The 19593-nt window shown below is 45.4% G+C and carries 12 protein-coding genes; 9 read left to right on the forward strand and 3 right to left on the reverse strand.

Annotated features, from left to right (window positions below):
* Positions 1-109: 109 nt before the first annotated feature.
* From H70737_RS10430 to cls, 5 genes are all read left to right on the forward strand, one after another.
* Entirely contained in the window at positions 110-1255 is a 1146-nt protein-coding gene (locus H70737_RS10430; protein ID WP_042186978.1) for a DUF2264 domain-containing protein, read from the forward strand.
* Between the two features lie 38 nt (positions 1256-1293).
* Positions 1294-3111, forward strand: coding sequence for a heparinase II/III family protein (locus tag H70737_RS10435; RefSeq protein ID WP_042186980.1), 1818 nt, complete (start codon positions 1294-1296; stop codon positions 3109-3111).
* A gap of 45 nt (positions 3112-3156) precedes the next feature.
* Positions 3157-4293 (forward strand): glycoside hydrolase family 88 protein, encoded by a 1137-nt coding sequence (locus H70737_RS10440; protein ID WP_042186982.1) that lies wholly within the window; start codon positions 3157-3159, stop codon positions 4291-4293.
* 8 nt (positions 4294-4301) lie between these two features.
* Positions 4302-6182 carry a DUF2264 domain-containing protein gene (locus H70737_RS10445; protein WP_042186984.1) on the forward strand — a complete coding sequence of 627 codons (1881 nt, stop codon included), beginning with the start codon at positions 4302-4304 and terminating at the stop codon, positions 6180-6182.
* A 280-nt stretch (positions 6183-6462) separates the two neighbouring features.
* Complete coding sequence (gene cls, locus H70737_RS10450; protein ID WP_042186986.1) at positions 6463-7917, forward strand: cardiolipin synthase; 1455 nt, start codon at positions 6463-6465, stop codon at positions 7915-7917.
* Between the two features lie 86 nt (positions 7918-8003).
* Here the strand turns inward: cls and H70737_RS10455 are convergent, their stop codons facing one another.
* Positions 8004-8792 (reverse strand): YheC/YheD family protein, encoded by a 789-nt coding sequence (locus H70737_RS10455; RefSeq protein ID WP_052404242.1) that lies wholly within the window; start codon positions 8790-8792, stop codon positions 8004-8006.
* A 104-nt stretch (positions 8793-8896) separates the two neighbouring features.
* Between H70737_RS10455 and sbnA the strand changes: the two genes are divergently transcribed.
* Together sbnA and H70737_RS10470 are read left to right on the forward strand one after the other, a co-directional pair.
* Positions 8897-11170, forward strand: coding sequence for a 2,3-diaminopropionate biosynthesis protein SbnA (gene sbnA / locus H70737_RS31575; RefSeq protein WP_331281429.1), 2274 nt, complete (start codon positions 8897-8899; stop codon positions 11168-11170).
* Between the two features lie 31 nt (positions 11171-11201).
* The gene (locus tag H70737_RS10470) at positions 11202-12167 is read left to right on the forward strand and encodes an ornithine cyclodeaminase (RefSeq protein WP_042186988.1); all 966 of its coding nucleotides are present in this window, start codon (positions 11202-11204) and stop codon (positions 12165-12167) included.
* Between the two features lie 73 nt (positions 12168-12240).
* Here H70737_RS10470 and H70737_RS10475 read toward each other — a convergent pair whose 3' ends face one another.
* Complete coding sequence (locus tag H70737_RS10475) at positions 12241-13122, reverse strand: LysR family transcriptional regulator (RefSeq protein ID WP_042186990.1); 882 nt, start codon at positions 13120-13122, stop codon at positions 12241-12243.
* A gap of 183 nt (positions 13123-13305) precedes the next feature.
* Between H70737_RS10475 and H70737_RS10480 the strand changes: the two genes are divergently transcribed.
* Positions 13306-14670: an MATE family efflux transporter gene (locus H70737_RS10480; protein WP_042186992.1), complete on the forward strand. Its 1365-nt coding sequence runs from the start codon at positions 13306-13308 to the stop codon at positions 14668-14670.
* Between the two features lie 53 nt (positions 14671-14723).
* On the opposite strand, the gene H70737_RS10485 is transcribed toward H70737_RS10480, so the two are convergent.
* Positions 14724-16466, reverse strand: coding sequence for an SGNH/GDSL hydrolase family protein (locus tag H70737_RS10485; RefSeq protein WP_042186994.1), 1743 nt, complete (start codon positions 16464-16466; stop codon positions 14724-14726).
* Positions 16467-16703: 237 nt separating this feature from the next.
* Here H70737_RS10485 and H70737_RS10490 point away from each other — a divergent pair, with 237 nt between their 5' ends.
* Positions 16704-19559, forward strand: a complete 2856-nt coding sequence (locus H70737_RS10490) for a glycosyl hydrolase 115 family protein (RefSeq protein WP_042186996.1) — start codon at positions 16704-16706, stop codon at positions 19557-19559.
* Positions 19560-19593: the final 34 nt, after the last annotated feature.

Raw genomic sequence — 19593 nt, forward strand, 5'->3', positions numbered from 1 at the left:
TAAACTATAGAAGAAGATTACGCAATAAACCAAGTATATAGCTGGTCTGAATATGAGTAGGACGGATCTGCATCTGCTGAATAGACGCAATTGAAAGGGTGGATGGTGTATGAATAGTACGAAACACCGCAAATATTGGCTGGATACGATGCTACAGATCGGGAACCCAGTACTTGACGCCTTGTCGCAAAGAAAATTAAAGGAACGGCTGCCCACCGAGTTTCATAGTGACAGGAGCAAGTTTGCGCATTTGGAGGCATTCGCCAGGTTGGCCTGTGGAATGGCCCCATGGCTAGAGCTTGAAGGGCTGGAGGGTGAAGAAGAAGAGCTCAGGGCTCGTTATGTCATATTGATGCTGGAATGCATCGATGCTGCTGTTGATCCATCATCACCTGACTATATGGATTTTAAGTCCGAAGGCCAACCGTTGGTCGATGCGGCATTTCTCGCTCATGCGTTGGTGCGTGCACCGAAGCAGCTTGCCGGTCGGCTGAATGAGCGGGTCAAAGGTAATTTAATAACAGCCTTGAAGCGTACGCGCCGGACTGCACCCAGCGGGAGCAATTGGCTGCTGTTTAGCGCAATGGTTGAAGCAGCTTTGTATATACTCGGCGATTCAGAATATGACCGGATGCGTGTTGGTTATGCGATCCACATGTTCATGGATTGGTATAAAGGCGATGGTATCTACGGGGATGGCAAGGACTTTCACTGGGATCATTACAATAGCTTTGTCATTCAGCCGATGCTTGTGGATGTGGTTACACTTTTTGAACGGGACTCGGAGCAATACTCCGCATTGAGGCCATTGATTCTGGAGCGGGCACAAAGATACGCAACTGTTCTGGAACGGATGATTGCGCCGGACGGAACGTATCCGTTTATCGGGCGCTCTATCGTTTACCGTTTTGGTGCGTTTCAGCTGCTATCACAAGCGGCGCTACAGCATTTTCTGGAGGATGCGCTATCACCCGCACAGGTACGCTGCGCCTTGACCGCTGTAATCACACGGACTATGGGATTTCCAGGGACGCTGGATGAGGACGGGTGGCTACGTCCGGGGGTGTATGGTTACCAGCCCGAGCTTGCGGAGAGCTATATCAATACGGGAAGTCTCTATTTATGCGCTTCAGTATTTCTTCCTCTGGGGTTACTTCCTTCAGATCCTTTCTGGGCAGGGACAGAACTGAAATGGACAGCACAAAGAATCGCAGCCGGAGAGGATGTTATGAGAGATCATGCCTTGAGTAGATAGGGGGATCTGATCTAATCGGTCAAAGGGAGGGGAAAAGCATGAACAGACAGGAGCTTTTCGGAATTGTCCAAGAAATGAAGCCAGCAGATCTGAGCTTGTATTATCCTGATGGAGAGTCGGATGCTTTTTGGAAACAAGCCTTATTATCCGAGACATTAAAGGAAGATATCAGCGAAATCCGCGAGGAGGCTCAAAGATTAGACAGCCAGCCTATATCAGAGCTGACGGATACGCTATTTTCAATTTTTGCGCGCACAGGTTCGAGGTTGGAATATGAACGGGTCTATTTCGAACGGAGAAGAAGGCTGAATACATATGTATTTATGACCTTGCTTGATCCGGATAATGTCAGACTTCTGGAGAACCTGGAAAATATCCTATGGTCTATATGCGAAGAGTACACATGGTGCCTGCCAGCCCATCTTCCTGCAGATCATAATACAGAGAATATTGATCAGTTTATTGATCTGTTCTCCTCGGAGACCGCTTTTACCCTTGCCGAAATTTCTCTATTACTGGGAGAACGACTTCCGCTGCTTCTTCGATCCCGAATCAGACATGAAGTAGAAAAGAGAATATTTCGACCTTTTATTGAATGTGGTCCTTATGAATGGGAGACTGCACGTCATAACTGGGCAGCAGTGTGCGCAGGGTCGATCGGGGCAGCCGCCTTATTGATGTTGGATGATCCTGCTGCGCTGACGAATATCCTGCTGAAGACAGAGCGCAGCATGAGCTACTATCTGGAAGGCTTCGGGGATGATGGGGCCTGCCTGGAAGGTCTGAGTTACTGGAACTACGGATTTGGCTATTTCACGTATTACAGCGATCTTCTCCGGGTTAGAAGTGAGGGAAGAGTAGACTGGTTTGCAACGGACAAAGTGCGAAGTATCGCTCAGTTCCAACAGAAAGTTTTCATCGGTGGCAATTTTGTCGCCAATTTCTCTGACTCAGAGCCTCGAATTCACATACATATGGGCTTGTCCCATTATTTAGCTGATACCTATCCAGAAGTAGAATGTCCTCCGCCTGTGCTTCGCACTCCTTACGCTAAGGATCACTGCAGCCGCTGGGCTCCGGCTTTTCGAAATCTCATCTGGAGAAGGACCGGCGATGAGAAACAGGATCAGGATTGGGGAGCCGCCAGTTATTATCTTCCTGATGCGGGATGGCTTGTCTCGCGTTATCAGTCCGGAGGAAGTTCGTTCGGCTTTGCGGCTAAGGGAGGGCATAACGCTGAACCTCATAATCATAATGATCTGGGACAGTTCATTCTGTCAGGTGGAGGCGAAATCTATGCAGCTGATCTCGGCTGTGGAGAGTATACGGCTGAATATTTTAGGGCTGGCCGTTATCAATATGATTGTAACGGCTCGCAGGGACATTCGGTTCCGATCATCGGCGGCCAGTATCAACTGGCTGGCAGGAAGCATAGTGCTACAGTTCTGTACGCGTCGGCTGCGGTTGAAAAAGATGAACTGAAGCTGGAGCTGTCTCAGGCATACGAAGTGGAAGAGCTTCAATCCCTGATCCGCTCTATGGTTTGGTATAAGGGGCAGCATCCTCGCTTGGAGTTAATGGACGAGTACCAGTATAACGGTAAGTCAGTGAGCTGGACAGAGCGGTTCGTTACCTGGCGTCGTCCGAAAATGCTGCGTTCTGGTGTTGTGCTGCTGCCCGGAACTGGAGTAGGCGGAGTGGAACTGACTTATGATGTTCAGATCGTTGAGCCAGAGATTACTGCACGTGAGTACCGGGATCATTTTGGCAGGGATACGGTCTGGCATACGCTAGACTTTCATGCTCTTCAGCCCGGTTCTGAAGGGAAATTAGTATTCACCTTTCAATTTATATAAATCATGAAAGAAATAGTGAACCATTCTAAGAAGGCGGTGTTTGAAATGAATATAACGGAAAACCCAACTTGGCTGGATGAAGCTTGGAACAAGGCACTTGAAAAGACAAGATGTAACAGTGGAAAGATCGGTGCAGAATTTCCACACGCGAGTCAAGATGGTAAATACTTGCTTGAAGCGCCGAACTGGTGGACAGCAGGGTTCTGGCCGGGAATGCTCTGGCAGTTTTATTCTGAAAGTGGGGACGAAAGCCTTAAAATGATCGCAGAGCGCTGCGAAGAGAGACTCGACGAGGTACTGGACGGCTACGTTAAGCTGGATCACGATTTAGGCTTCATGTGGATTCTTACCAGTGTGGCAAATTATAAGTTAACGGGTAGCGAAGCGTCGCGAATTCGGGCATTAAAGGCGGCCAACTATCTGGCAGCCCGCTTCAATCTGAAAGGGCATTATATTCGGGCTTGGAATCCATGGAGTGAAGGGGAGGACAACAGCGGAGTTGCTATTATCGACTGCTGCATGAACACCAGCCTGTTGTTTTGGGCTTCCGAGACAACGGGTGATCCCCGCTATCGTCATATCGCAGAGGCGCATATGGATACTGTGCTGGAGCATTTTATCCGACCGGACGGCTCCGTGTACCACATCGTCAAATTCAACCCGGATACGGGTGAAGTTGTGGAGAAGCTTGGTGGGCAAGGCTTTGCGCCCGAATCGGCTTGGTCACGCGGCATGGCTTGGGCTATTTACGGCCTAGCGCTTGCCTATCATCATACGGGAAAGCAAAGCTACTTGGATGCAGCCAAGCAGGTAGCGCATTTCTTCTTGACCCGACTGCCGGATGATCACGTTCCACATTGGGATTTCCGCGCTCCCGGTGAAGTCGGCGAGATACGTGATAGCTCCGCTGGTTCCTGCGCAGCGAGTGGATTGCTGCTGCTAGCCGACCAGGTGGATGATTCGGAGTCCCATGTGTACCGGAACGGGGCTATAAGAATAGTGGAATCTCTCTACAAGAATTATGGCAGTTGGGACAATGCGGACGAGGAAGGGTTGCTGCTTCATGGTACAAGTAACTACCCTGAGGACCGGAATATAGATGTTCCGCTTATCTACGGTGATTTTTTCTATGTCGAAGCACTGGCTCGGATTAAAGCCGTAGGACCGTTCTTTTGGGAGTAGGGGTGATTATGATGAACAATGAGAAATCATTTTCTCGGATTGGCGGTAATCCGCTGAAGACCCGTGAGGATCTGGTGATCGCTCTTGAGCAGCTTACGGATCCACTTCGGCCGTTCTACAGCAAAGGTGGCTCACGACTTAAAATTGGCAAAACAGGGGCGAGCTATTCGGCAGCAACTGCTGAAATGGAAGGTTTCTCGCGGGTGTTGTGGGGTCTGGTACCCCTGCTCATTGGTGGTGGAGACAGCGAACTCTGGGACATCGTGCTGGATGGCATTCGGCATGGCACCGATCCTTCTCATGAAGAATATTGGGGAGAGGTGAAGGACTACGATCAGCGTTTGGTCGAAATGGCGGTCTTCGGCTTCGCATTGGCAGCCATTCCGGAACAGATTTGGTTGCCGCTTGCTCCGAATGAGCAGGATCAATTATACCGTTGGCTGAATCAAATAAACGCCCATCCTTGCTATGATTGCAATTGGCTGTTCTTTAACGTTCTAGTCAATATCGGATTCCGCAAAATCGGTCGTCCCTACGACGCAGGACAACTGGAGAGCAATTTAAAGCGCATGGATGATTTCTATTTGGGAGAGGGCTGGTACAGCGACGGGATTAATGGTCACAGCGATTATTACGTACCTTTTGCTATTCATTACTATGCACTGCTGTACGCAAAGCTGATGGAACAGGAAGACTCCGAACGTTCCCGTGTGTTCAAAGAACGGGCTCGATTGTTTGCTGCTGAATTCATCGGCTGGTTCGCACCCGACGGTTCCGCACTTCCTTATGGACGTAGCTTGACTTACCGCTTTGCCCAATCGGCATTTTGGAGCGCCGTTGCCTATGCAGATGTTGAAGGATTTTCTGCTGGTGTGGTAAAAGGTCTGGTGCTGCGAAATCTGCGTTGGTGGTTCAGTCAGCCGATTGTTGACGCCGATGGCGTACTGACCATCGGATATACTTACCCGAATCTGGTCATGGCGGAGAATTACAATGCCCCCGGATCTCCGTATTGGGCGTTAAAGACTTTCTTGCCGCTGGCTCTAGGGGCGGATCATCCGTTCTGGAAGGAAGAGGAACTGCCGCTACCGTCCATTCCGGCTGTCATGGTTCAGAAGCCTGCACATCTTGTCATCGTCCGCGAGCACGCTTCCGGTCATGTAGCGGCCTTCAATAGCGGACATTTATACACGAATGAACATACCCACACCTCGGCCAAATACGAAAAATTCGTGTATTCAACAGGCTTCGGCTTCAGCGTGCCCCGCTCTGAATGGGGGCTCTCCCAAGGAGCGTTCGACGCTATGCTTGCGATGAGCGAGGTCGGAGACAACTTATACCGGGTACGACGCCAGAATATAGAGTCTGAGATGATAGACAACGTCCTTCGTTCCGTCTGGAAACCGTGGGCCAATGTCGAGGTTCAGACTTGGGTTGTCGCCGGACTTCCTTGGCATATTCGGATTCATCGAGTCGAAACTGGACGGTCGCTGGATACCGCAGAGGGTGGATTCGCACTTGGTCAAGAGAATGAAATGATATCGAAGATCGATGTGGCTGGTGCGATGGCCTCCACTGCTTGGGGAACCAGCGCAATCAAGGATTTGCTAGGTTGTCGGAAGGGTGAGTTGGTCTGGCCGAACGCCAATACGAACCTGCTTCACCCTCGAACGGTGCTGCCGATGCTGACGAGCACCCTTGAGCCGGGAATTCATTGGCTCGCTTCGGCCGTCTATGGTTGTCCCTCAGAGGGGGCTTTGGATATTCAGGCTGATCAAGCTGATGAGGTCCTCAAGCATTCACCTGAGCAAGATTTGAAAGTTAAGTTCAGCGAGGGAACGTTAACCATTGTCACTCATTTTGGGAGAGAAATCGTTCTTAATATATAATGAGTTGGTTGAATATTTCTCACACTAATTGAAAAGTCACAACAATAGCCCTGATGCAGAACTACTGCACTAGGGCTATTGTTTTTATGTGGATTTTTATGATTTTATCTTTTAATTATTGAGTTTTTTATCAAATGTTTTCTTAGATGGACAATTATGCTATAGTACTCTATCTAGTCATTTACAGAAGTATTGATTTATCAGACGATGAATAAACTGACTTTTGGCAAAACTAGAAATACCGACATCTATAGAAAGATAAGAAAGGCAGGAACTCCTTATGGACAACGGCAGTCTGGTCACGTGGATACTTTCATTTGTTATGATTATAAACATATTGCTCTCTGCTGGTTTTTTATTTTTTGAGAGGAGAGATATTGGTTATACGTGGGCGTGGCTTATGGTTTTTTATTTCATTCCCATTTTGGGCTTTATTATTTATCTCTTTCTTGGTCGTAATTTAGCAAAAAAGAATTTCTTTGGCCTTTCAGCTGAAGAAAGTAAATATCTACAATCAACTGTAGATCATCAATTGGCTACATTAAAGGATCAACGCGAGAATCAGAACGCTTTGTTAACGAAATATGCTGATTTAATTCATATGAACCTTGTTTCATCGAATGCGCTAATGACAACAGATAACGAGATAGCTATTTTTAACGATGGTAAACAAAAGTTTGACTCTTTATTTAATGATATTAGAAATGCCAAAAAAGAGGTCAACATTCAATATTACATCATCCAGCCTGACGATTTAGGGACAAAATTAAGAGATGAATTAACTAAAAAAGCCAAAGAAGGAGTAAAAGTGAGGGTTCTCTATGACGAAATCGGCTCCAAGAGACTTTCTCTTAAGTTCTTTAAAGAACTACTTTCTGCTGGTGGAGAAGTAGAGGTATTCTTTCCATCACTGCTTAGACCGATAAATTTTCGAATGAATAATCGAAATCATAGAAAACTATGTATCATCGATGGGGAAATTGCTTATATTGGTGGATTTAATGTGGGAAATGAATACTTAGGGATAGATAAAAAGTTTGGATATTGGCGGGATACACATTTTAGAATGAAGGGTGGTTCCGTTAATCAAATTCAAGGCAGGTTTCTTCTGGATTGGAAACATGCCCGGAAACACGAGCAGGTAAGCTTCGATCAATTTTCCTTTACTACTGGAAGTCATGCCGGATCAAGTCCCGCTCAAATTGTGTCTAGTGGTCCTAACTCGCTAGTTGAGCATCTGAAAAATATGTATATTAAGCTGATCTTGAACGCCAAACGGAGTGTATATATTCAGACGCCATACTTCATTCCAGATAGCAGTTTTATGGATGCGTGTAAAATTGCACTCCTATCCGGTGTGGATGTACGTATTATGATTCCAAATAAGCCTGATCACCCTTTTGTATACTGGGCAACTTGGGCGTATGCAGGTGAATTATTGAATTATGGAGCGAAAATTCTGTTATATGAAAATGGTTTCTTGCATGCCAAGACGATTGTGGTAGATGAAGAAGTAGCGTCCGTAGGGACAATGAATATTGATTCCCGGAGCTTTAGACTCAATTTCGAAGTTAATGCAATTGTTTATGATGAGCAAGTTGCTAAACAGCTTCAAGAATTGTTTCATGAAGATAGCCAGTTAAGTACAGAGCTTACCCCTGAGCGTTATAAAGAAAGGTCCCTTATAATCAAATTTAAAGAGGGGATTTCTCGTCTTTTTTCGTCTATCCTCTGAATACACAGACCCTATACTCCGTACAAAAGGCGAGCTGTGGACTTGTAAATTCACAGTTCGCCGCGGCACATGGATTCTACTATGCTTCACACGACACCCTGTTTTGATTTCATGCACTTAAGATTGTATGTGCGACCGTATACTTTTGCATATCTGACAATTCGGTCAATCATACGGGTGTCTTTCAGCTTAGTAAACGGGCACGGATCAGGAGCTGTATTCACTTCCAAGATCCATGGCTTGTGACGTTGATCTAAGGCAATATCTACACCGATTTCCTGAAGGCCGGGATAGACAGTGCTAAGCTGTCTGGCGGATTTCACTCCAATTTGCTTCAGGTATCGGATCAATATTGTACAATTCTTTGCGCTTGTGTAGGCTTTCAATAATTCCTCAACCGGATAAATCGTTCCTCCTTGACTCCCGTTTGTAACTACTTTGCGAGGATGCGCCACGCGTCCTGCAACCCCTGTTGCTTCCCACCCACCTTTAGAATTTCGCTGCACCATCACCCGGATATCGAATGGGCGGCCATCGTACACCAACAGCCTGATCCCCTTTTGAACTAAATAGGACTTCCCTTGGGCTTCTCGTAAGAGGGCCCGATATGCCGTGTCGTAATTAGAGAATTTGTGTACGTGGGTACCGGACTGATAGCTGTATTGTGCACGAGTAAGTTCAACCCGTATCACGCCCTGTCCTAAAGATCCGCAGCAAGGCTTAATGTACACCATCTTATATTTTTGTAGCATTTCATAGAGAGTGTTCTTATCCATTTTTTTTGTGAGCGGGACATGTTTATTTAACTCTTGATTTCTAACCAGCACCCTTGTCTTCGTCAGCTTATTGGATATACGACTTATCTGCTTCATCATTTTGTCCCTCCGTCTCAAAAGATCCATAGGCTATATTACGGAAATGCCTCAGCTTTTGATTGGGCAACCACCGAATCGTAGAACACACTGAAAGAACTCTACATATGATTATGGTAGGTATTTATCTATGGGCTGCAGCTTGCGGTCAACAGGAGGCGGCCATCATGCTGCTCGACAAAGACAAATTGCAGGATAAGTTACTTAAAGTAATTGAGGCATTTCCCTGGTATAAGGGGCTGATCGGCGGCGAAAGAGCGAATTATAGCTTAGACACGCTTCCACTTATGACGTCGACAACGCTAGATACCTATTATTATAATCAACCTTTTGATCCTTCTTTGACCGTATATTTGACTTCGGGTACAAGCACTGGCCGTCGAAAAGCTATACTTTACTCTAAGGAAGACGATAAGCACTATATAGATATTAAAACGAGGCTGTACGGTGATCTTATTGCGGGAAGCGGATGTGTTAGCGCTTTGGCGGATATGGGTACTGGGCATGCGGCGAACACTGCACTGTCCATTTTTGAGCGGTTAGGATTGGAACATCATTCAATTCCCTTCGAATTGCCGATCGAGCAGCATATTGAACAGCTTCAAACCTTCAAGCCTGACTTACTCTACACAATGCCTTCCATCCTTGATCATATCGTACATGCTACTAGAGATCCGCGGGCTTTTGGAATCCGAAAGATTATTTTGGTTGGGGAAATCGCCTCATTAGGTTGGCAGCGGAATATGGCCCGTCTGTTCGGTCTTGAACCGCGCGACATCATTGATACGTATGGCTCTATTGAAATAGGCACGATTGCTTATTATTCACATGATCTTGGCAGGTATATTTTTGCTGATGGGATTTTTGCGGAAGGGGTCGGGGCGCAGGAGATTGGCGAAGAACTAAGTCCGCTTAGTAATGATGAAAGTGTTCTTGTTCTTACCTCCATGGTTCGCAAAATGCTGCCAGCTATTCGTTTCGTTACCTATGATGTTGTAAGGGACTTTAGGTCTGTGATGATAGATGGTGTGGAGAAGCAGAGCTTTAGTTCCATCGTCAAACGGGTGGGTCGGGAGCTGAAGCACGGGGAGAAAATAAGCCTGTACGATATCGAACAGGTCGTATACCGACATCTTGAAGATGCGATCATTCGGGTCAAAGTGAGGAAGAATGCGCTGACCGTTTATATCAAAAGTAAATCTGCGGATAACACCATTGTCCCGAAGATCAAAGAGGAAATTAGGGAATGCATTCCGGAAATCGGCATGATGATTCGAAACCATCTGCTGGACGATATTGAGGTCATTATAGTAGGCAAAGACGAGCCGATGGACAGCGGAAAGGTTAAGAACAAAAAGCTATATTACCAGAAAGATAAAGATCGCGCAGAGATGGCCTTCACTGACGGTATTTTGTCGACTATCGGAAATACACCCTTAATCAAGCTGAAGAGCTTGTTCTATAAAAGTGAGTTTGACGTCTATGCAAAAATGGAGCTGATGAACCCGGGGGGAAGCGCCAAAGATCGTCCCGCCCTGCGGATGATCCAAGCGGCATGGAAGGAAGGAACAATAGGCCCTGGAACCACCATCATTGAATCGAGCTCTGGTAATATGGCGATAAGCTTGGCCATGATTTGTAAGTATTTGGGGATGCGTTTTATCAGCGTTATTGATCCTAGAACCACGGAAACGAATCTGCAAATTCTGAAGGCGTTGGATGCCAAAATCGACTATGTCGCCAATCCCGATCCCGTAACAGGGGAGTTTCTTCCTGCTAGACTGAAACGTGTGCAGCAGTTATTGGCGGAAATACCGGGCAGCTACTGGCCGAATCAGTATGCAAACGCAAATAATTATTTAGCTCACTACCATACGACAATGAAAGAAATCGTGACTGATCTTGAACGAGTGGATTATTTATTTTGCAGCGTTAGTACATGCGGAACCATACGGGGTCTTGCGGAATACGCAAGAGATCACGGACTTCGGACCAAGATCGTGGCTGTTGATGCAGAGGGAAGCGCGATTTTTGGCGGAAATAAGAGTACGCGGCGCTTCCCGGGACTTGGTGCCGGCATCGTGCCACCTTTCTGCAGAACAGATATAATCGACCATATCGTGCATGTCTCGGATTCGGATATCGTAAAAGGTTGCCGGATGTTGGCACAGAACGAATCCATCCTGGCTGGCGCATCCTCCGGGGGAATCATTGCCGCCGTTAAGCAGATTGAGCCAGAATTGACTCCGGGAGCTGTCTGCGCAGTCATTCTGCATGATAAGGGAGAGCGTTACCTCGATACCGTATATTCTGACTCATGGATTCAGAACCAATTCGGTCAGGAGCTGTTGGCTGAATGTGATGATCTCCCTGAGATGTAAGAAACGATATGTTTCATAAGGAGGTGACGGTATGCTGTACTTAAATGATCGAGATATACGGGCAGTAGGTGTTGATTGGCCTATTCTTGTGGAGTCGGTAGAGACTGCTGTGGGTATCATCGATTCAGGTGATTATGTGCAGCCGATAAAGCCTTACCTAAGGTATAAGAGTCCACAAAACCGGATTATTGCAATGCCCGCTTACGTAGGGGGAGAGGTGAACGCGGCAGGGATAAAGTGGATTTCTAGCTTCCCAGATAATATTGAGGCTGATCTTCCTCGCGCGCATAGCATCATTGTATTGAATGAACCAAGTACAGGCCAGCCTTCAGCCGTCTTGAACTCTCCGCTTCCCAGTATTATTAGGACGGCTTCCATCAGCGGACTGATGATTCGTTACTTTTTGCTGGCGCGTTCAGTGGAGCGGATTCATCTAGGCATTATCGGCTGGGGACCAATTGGGCAGGTTCATTGTCAAATGGTTACGGCTTTGTACGGGGATCGAGTCGAACGTATCCGGATTTTCGATATCAAGGGAGTAGACTTATCAGGAATCTCATCTCTCTATAGAGATAGGATGGAAGTGGCTAAGACGTGGGCGGACGTTTATCAGCATTCGAATATCTTTATTACTTGTACTGTATCCGAACATCGGTATATCGATCTGTATCCTGAAAAAGGTAGTCTTCTGTTGAATGTTTCACTGCGCGATTATAAGCCGGAGGCGTTAGCTTCGTTAAAAGCCATTATCGTCGACGATTGGGATGAAGTGTGCCGTGAGAATACGGATATTGAGCAGCTTCATTTGGAGCAGGGGCTCACTCGTGCTGACACCCAGATGATTACCGATGTTGTCTTACGCCACAGCCTAGATGAATTCGGCGAAGATGAACCGATCTTCTTTTGCCCGATGGGGATGGCCGTCTTTGATATCGCTACAGCGGTGTATTACGTAAACAAGGCGAGGGAAAAAGGGATAGGGACCGAGCTGGAGTAAGGAGAGCAAGAATGAGAGCAATTCTGTCCATATAACAGCAATAACCCGCTTACTAAGCGGGTTATTCAGTATGTTATGCACTATAGGTATCCTTTATAAATTGAATAAAATGTGCAGTGGCTGAGCTGAATAAATTATTTTTTTTCCAAGCCAAAACATGACTTGTAGTTCGTTCAGGTTCAAATGGAACAAAACAAGTACGTTCACTTTCCCGGATAGAATATGAGCCACTCACACAAATGGCATAGCCAAGCTTTCGTTCTACTAGAAGCATGGCGTTTGTCAAAAGATTATGTGAGGCAAAGATACGAAGACTCTCATTCTCGACCCCAAGCCAGCTTGCAATCTCATTTTGCACAATGGTACGTCGAGGTAGGATTAGCGGTAAAGTAAGAATATCCTGAATACCAATAGAAGACTTCTGGGCGAGAAGATCATCTCGTCGCATCAGAATTCCCCACTGTTCCTGATAAGGCAAGCGAATATAGTCATATTTAGCGGCTTCAATGGGCTCTAATAATATACCTATGTCAATATTACCTCGGTCCAGCTTCTCCCGAATATCATCCCCATCCGCACTATACAATTCATATTGTACCCTAGGGTGTCGATTGGAAAATTCCTCTAATAACTCCGGCAACGCCCTGGATACAGTGGACTCCACACATCCGATAGAAACTACTCCACCAAGCAAATCTTTTTGTTCTGCCAAATCTCTTTCTGTTTTATCTAGTAGTGAAACTATCTCTTTTACTCGCTGTTGAAACAGAAGTCCACTGTCTGTTAGAGTAATCTGCCGTTTTCCCCGAATAAACAAGCGGGTATCCAATTCTTCTTCCAGATCCATTAGCTGTCTGCTTAGAGTGGGCTGGGTAATGTGGAGGATTTCTGCTGCTTTTGTTATATTGCCTATCTTAGCCACTGTTAAAAAATATCTGAGAACACGAACATCCATGATTGTTCATTCCTCCTCTGTTGTTACCTCATTTAATAATAACATCTAGAATTCCCAGATTAAACGATACGTATTAAGCATGATACGTAATTCATCATAGGCATTAGATATTTATTGCTTTAGAAACTACCATGGAAGTATGAGTTCTGTGACTTAAAACGACTACAAAATGGAGTTAAACATATGAGCAAACTAGAAACTGCAATCACGAAACCATTATTATTTTCCAATCTACAACTAAAGAAATTATTTCTCCCCTTAATGATAGAGCAATTATTAGAAGCTATGATGGGATTGGTGAATTCTGTCATGGTAGCCTCTGTTGGGGAGTCAGCAGTATCGGGTGTATCTTTAGTAGAAATGGTGATGTTACTGTTGATTAGTATATTTGCAGCGCTCGCTACTGGAGGTACTGTAATTGTGGGTCAATATCTTGGAAGTAAGCGGGAGAATCAGGCTAGAGAAGCAGCGAATCAATTAGTTTGGTTTGTTGGTAGTGTGGGGCTAGTGATTATGGTTTTGATTTATTTACTGAAAGGATTTATTTTACATGGTTTATTTGGAACGATTACAACTGAAGTGTATGGACACGCGAATACTTATTTATTAATTGTTGGGGTTTCAGTTCCTTTTTTAGCGCTTTATAATGCAGGTGCAGCCGTATTCAGAACGATGGGGAACTCCAAACTACCCATGCAAATAATGTTGGTTGTGAACCTTGTGAATATAGCAGGGAATGCCTTGATGGTATATGGACTTGACATGGGAACGGCAGGTATCGCTATTCCAACGTTATTTTCCAGAATGGGGGCTGCAGTTTGTATTCTTGTTCTAGTATCTAATCCAAAGAATCTCTTATCTCTGAAAAAGACCTTGCGGCATAAATTTGATGGCAAGATGATCAAGCAGATGATGAGAATTGGTGTACCTTATGGAATGGAAAATGGAATGTTTTATATTGGACGGTTATTGATATTGAGTTTAGTCTCCACATTTGGAACAGCGGCTATTGCAGCAAATTCAGTTGGCAGTACGATCGCTTCCTTGCAAGCGTTACCTGGAATGGCTATTGGATTAGGAATGTCTGTTGTGATTTCGAGATGTGTGGGTGCTGGCGAGTGTGCTCAGGCTAGGTATTATACAAGGAAGATTATTGGCATGATCTATGTGGCACAGATCGTTAGTTCTGTTGTAAGTCTAGCTTTGTTTCCAAGCCTACTACGTATGTATCATTTTTCAGAGGAAGCGGGGCAATGGGCAACCATGATCGTATGGAGCCATGCGATCGTCATGATGCTGATATGGCCTTTTGGAAATGCACTGCCAAGTGTTTTTCGGGCGGCAGGAGATGCGAAATTTCCTATGGTCGTAAGCATGATTACTATGATTTGTTGTAGAATTGCGTTCGCTTATGCACTAGTATATTGGTTTCATATGGATATGTTTGCAACGTGGATTGCAGTCTATTGTGATTGGTTGATTAAAGCAGCATTGTTTATTTGGCGGTATATTAGTGGGAAATGGACAAAATTCCAAGCGATACAATAAAGACAGCCCTGATGAAGAATACATCGGGGCTGTCTTGCAACTGGTGCAACTGATTAAAGGGTATAACCGAAGCCTAGTATAGTAAAACACTTATCCTGATCTTCGGGCACCATTTTGATTTCTATCTGATGCTCACTGCTAGCTTCGTTTTGATATAGAATTACCGGATTGCAATGTGTCCAGTTGTTCACGTGAGGATCAGCAGTAACTGCAAGGCTGCCGTCTACGAAGATATCTGCCTTGCCGAATTCGCTGCTGCCGGAATCCTTGTATACGAGGATGAGATTTTTACTCGTTATTGTCAGCTTGAAGCTTTCTTCTCCAGACGCTCTTGAATGCATCCAATTATGAGGGAATTCCGGAGTACCGTGAGAGTCAGCATCCATTTCTACCCGCTGCAAATCGGTATCTATCCCCCAAAATCCGCCTACTTCGATCTTACCTGCGTCAATATAGTTTTTTCGATCCAGCAGGAGGGTTCCTGTAAAATCATTCCCGATAACCGGTCGTTGATCCAATAAGATCTCATCTTCATTCATTAGTGATTTATGGGTTTCGGTGAATAAATAAGCGAGACAATCAGCCATTACCCGGTGCCCCTCATTTGACGGATGATAGATATCATAGAAAAATTGCCGTTTAGAGATGATGTTGCCTTCAGCTTTACTCAGGCGGAACTGCTCGGATACGGCATCCTTTACACTAACCATAGGAAGATTATAATGGCGGCCAATGGGGGAGAGCCGATCCTGCAGGTTCCAGTCATTCATAAACACACTGAACAGAAGGATTACGGCTGGCTGATGATCGGCGGAAAGTATTTTTAAGCATAAGCTTTCAAAACAATTGCCTTTCGTTTCATCCCCTTCGTCGTTTACCGCAAATTCCACTACCACGATATCTGGTGTTACGGAACCGTCTCTAAGAATATCTCTTTCATAGCGGATGACGCCAAGCTCGGAGGGTGTTCCGCCGACCCCAGCCTTCACAAAATGGATGTTCTCGCCACCATTTGTGCCGAATAAGTCTTTAAATCTTAAATACGACTGATAGGCATAACATTCCGTGTGTATCGGCTTAGCACCGGCTCCTTGAGTAATGGAACCTCCAATATAAGCGATCGTGACTTCCTCGCCCTTTATAGCCTTATTCATGGCAGCTTTTAATCTTTTATTATTGCCAGCATGCAGCAAGGATTGTGTAATGATCTTTTGGTACTCATTCGATTCAAAAGCAACTGGTGGTTCAAGGATTAGCTCTGGAACAGAATAACCGTCATGCAAATAAAAAATAACACTCGCAATCGCCAGTTCGCCTGCGTGATTAAATTCAAAAGCAAATTTTCCGAGCACATCATCTTCTTCAGAACCCGGATTATCTGCTAACTTCAAAATAACCTCTGAACCATCGGCGGGGCAGGGTACACGTAAATAACTTCCGGTTTCATATTTACTAGTTTTGCCCCAGTGCTGCAATAAAAAAGTGACTGGATCTTCCTGCGCGTTAGTCCTTCTCACGGATACTCCAATACTGTGGACTAATTTGCGAAATCCTGCACTGCTCCCCAGAAGCTCCAGAATTGCTTTATCTGTGACGCCGCCTATAAATCTGGTCTTATCGATCAGATAGCTGCCTTCCAGATAAACTTCTTGTGAAGGTTTTCCTTCAGGTCTTGCTGTTGCTTCAATTGCTGTTTCATACAGCACAAAAAAGCCGTTTCTACGATCAGCCGGGTCCTTTGGAGCTTTCGGACCTTCAATCTGTTCGCCTGCAATGAGTTCGTTATTCTTTTCCATATGGATCATCCTCGCTTTATAAGGTTCTCTTGCTATGGATGCGCTTGCAAAGAAATGATTCTGTTAAAAGGGAATACCTGTTAACAGTAACACCAATTATCTAGATTGTTCAACCAATAAACAAAGTTTCATTTAATAATTACAAAAACTTGCTAGTTTACACATGGAAGTTGAAATCGCTTACTTATATAATGTGCCTAGTCATACGAAAATAGGATGCTTAAGGGGAGAATAATCATGCCTACGCAGGAATTAATCCTTGTGAAGCAGGGCAAAGCTGCTAAGATTTACGTGGATCCCAAAGGGAAGGATTATGCCGGTTTGCGCCGCGTGGCTCAGTCTTTTGCAGCAGATGTTAAACAGGTAACAGAGGTTGAACCTGAAATACATACACAATTGGAGGCATTGGATGGAACCGTTGTAATCGCTGGATCGATCGGAAGTAATGAGCTTATTGATCGTTTAATTGCGAAGGGGACAGTGGATGTGTCCGCCATCCAAGGGAAAAGGGAATGTTATAAAATTCAGGTAGTTGAAGAACCGACAGCAGGAGTGGACAAGGCACTCGTCATTGTGGGAAGCGATAAACGCGGGACGATGTACGGGATTTATTCTATCTCTGAAAAAATTGGCGTTAGTCCGTGGAAATATTGGGCAGATGTTATACCAGAGAAAAAAGCAGATTTGATCTTACCTGATAGCCAGCTACACAGGATTTCCAAAGAACCTTCGGTTAAATACAGAGGGATTTTTTTGAATGACGACTGGCCGTCCTTGGGCTCTTGGGTAACTCAAAGATTTGGTGATTTTAATGAAGATTTCTATGACAAGGTGTTTGAACTAATTCTTCGATTAAAGGGGAATTATTTATGGCCAGCGATGTGGAGTGCCGAATTCAGCCTTAACGGTAAAAGCAATCCAATCGCCAACGCCCAGCATGCACAGGAATACGGCATTATAATGGGAACCTCCCATCATGAACCTTTATTTCGGGCAGGCAGTGAATGGCAGAAGGTATACAACCAATATGGAACAAGTAACTTATGGGATTTTGCCCGAAACAAACAAGCTATTAAGGATTTCTGGGAAGATGGAATCAAACGGAATCAGGACTTTGACAATTTAATCACACTAGGGATGCGGGGAGAAAGTGATTCTGCGCTGGAGGGCTCCGACCAGGAGAATATTGACCTGCTGAAGGATATCATCCTTACGCAAAAAGAATTATTAAAGAAATATAATCTTGAGCACTCGCCCCAAATTCTAGCCGTATACAAGGAAGTGGAGAAGTATTGGTATGGCACTGCTGAGGTTGAAGGCTTGAAGGACTGGGAAGTCCTGAATGATGTTACGATCCTGCTGGCAGATGATAACTTTGGCAATCTCCGCAAAATCCCAACGGAACACGAACGCGATCGAAGTGCAGGGTGGGGGATGTACTATCATTTTGACTATCATGGGGGTCCACATTCCTATGAATGGTTAAACACGATTCCGCTGGAGAAGGTTTGGGAGCAAATGTGTATGGCATTCGACTATGGCATCCGTGATGTATGGATTGTGAACGTCGGGGATTTGAAGCCTATGGAATTGCCTATTTCCTACTTTATGGAATTGGCCTATGATTTTGAAGCTTGGGGTACCGGAGCGATTAAGCGGACTGAGGAATATACCAAACGATGGGTAGAGCAGCAGTTCGGATATGCACTGGAACATGAGACATGCCTGGGCATCGCGCAATTGCTGAGTGAGTATACCCGAATGAACGGCCGCCGCAAGCCGGAGATTATTTATCCGTCAACCTTCAGTCCTATCCATTACAATGAGGCACAGAGAGTGCTGAAGCAGGCGATTAGGATGGAGAATGCCGCTGACCAATACTATGCTCTTATTCCTGAATCATTAAAAGATGCGTACTACCAGCTTGTATATTTCCCTGCTGCTGCATCAGCCAATGTGCTCAAAATGCAAATATATGCTGGACTTAACGAGCTATATGCTGGACGAGGCAGTGTATTGGCCAATACCTACGCTACCCTGACTCATGAAGCCATCGATAGGGATAAACACCTGGAGCAGGTTTATAATAGCGGAAATACAAAAGGAAAATGGCAAGGAATGATGAGTTCCCCTCATGTCGGGTATGTTCACTGGAATGCAGAGGGGTGGAAATATCCAGAGGTGAGCACGTTGATTCCCGCTAAAGGTTCTATATTGATTGTTGATGTTGAAGGTACGGAGCAAGCGTATGTTGCGGGGACGGCAAAGCTTCCGGTATTTACAAATCTGCAAAAAGAAAACTATTGCATTACTATCAGCAACGGTGGAGAAGCGGGCTTTGAATATCAGGCAAGTAGCAGTGCAGCTTGGATCAAGCTTGAGAAAACATCGGGGTGGATCAAGGCTGGGGAGACCTTACAGGTTTCTGTAGATTGGGAAAAAGTTCACGAGATATCGACGGGTGAAATTACGATCTCTGGTGCCGGAGGCACCGTTAAGGTGAATGTAGCTGTGGACTGGACTGACTTTCAGGATGTGCCAGCGATGACCTTTATCGAGACGCATAATACAGTGTCTATTGAAGCGGAGCATACCTCAAGTCGTGTTGCACAATCAGGGGTGGAATGGAAGACCATTGCTAACTATGGGCGTTCTTTATCCTCGGTTAAAATGTTTCCGGATACGGTATCTTTTGAACAGCCGGAGAATGCGCCTTATCTGGAATATCAGGTTTTAGTACAGCAGAATGCAGATTACAGCTTAACCGCGTATATTGCTCCGACAAATAACCTGTCACAGTTCAGTGGATTAAAATATGCGGTAGGCTTCGATGCACAGACGGCAGTGATTACGGATGCTTTACCTACGGATTTTGCGGGCGGCAATCATGATAATGAACCGTGGTGCCGCGCGGTTATGAATAATATCCATACCGTGACCACCATTCATGCTTTAACGAAGGGGATCCATACCCTCCGCTTTTACGGATTGGATGCGGGCCTGGTCCTGCAAAAGCTTGTGTTGTCCGCTGCGGAGCTGCCGTATTCCTATTTGGGCCCAGAGGAGAGCTTCTATACTATGGGGACGCACTAATTCATAGTTAGAGCTAATTGAAGGGCTGAATCCC

This window comes from Paenibacillus sp. FSL H7-0737 (assembly GCF_000758545.1).
GTDB lineage: Bacteria > Bacillota > Bacilli > Paenibacillales > Paenibacillaceae > Paenibacillus_AQ.

Bases quoted from the DNA above. Each gene is read 5' to 3' on its own strand.
- H70737_RS10490 (WP_042186996.1), top strand. From the start codon at position 16,704: ATGCCTACGCAGGAATTAATCCTTGTGAAGCAGGGCAAAGCTGCTAAG.
- H70737_RS10440 (WP_042186982.1), top strand. From the start codon at position 3,157: ATGAATATAACGGAAAACCCAACTTGGCTGGATGAAGCTTGGAACAAG.
- sbnA (WP_331281429.1), top strand. From the start codon at position 8,897: ATGATTATGGTAGGTATTTATCTATGGGCTGCAGCTTGCGGTCAACAG.
- H70737_RS10480 (WP_042186992.1), top strand. From the start codon at position 13,306: ATGAGCAAACTAGAAACTGCAATCACGAAACCATTATTATTTTCCAAT.
- H70737_RS10475 (WP_042186990.1), bottom strand. From the start codon at position 13,122: ATGGATGTTCGTGTTCTCAGATATTTTTTAACAGTGGCTAAGATAGGC.
- H70737_RS10430 (WP_042186978.1), top strand. From the start codon at position 110: ATGAATAGTACGAAACACCGCAAATATTGGCTGGATACGATGCTACAG.
- H70737_RS10485 (WP_042186994.1), bottom strand. From the start codon at position 16,466: ATGGAAAAGAATAACGAACTCATTGCAGGCGAACAGATTGAAGGTCCG.
- H70737_RS10445 (WP_042186984.1), top strand. From the start codon at position 4,302: ATGATGAACAATGAGAAATCATTTTCTCGGATTGGCGGTAATCCGCTG.
- cls (WP_042186986.1), top strand. From the start codon at position 6,463: ATGGACAACGGCAGTCTGGTCACGTGGATACTTTCATTTGTTATGATT.
- H70737_RS10470 (WP_042186988.1), top strand. From the start codon at position 11,202: ATGCTGTACTTAAATGATCGAGATATACGGGCAGTAGGTGTTGATTGG.
- H70737_RS10435 (WP_042186980.1), top strand. From the start codon at position 1,294: ATGAACAGACAGGAGCTTTTCGGAATTGTCCAAGAAATGAAGCCAGCA.
- H70737_RS10455 (WP_052404242.1), bottom strand. From the start codon at position 8,792: ATGATGAAGCAGATAAGTCGTATATCCAATAAGCTGACGAAGACAAGG.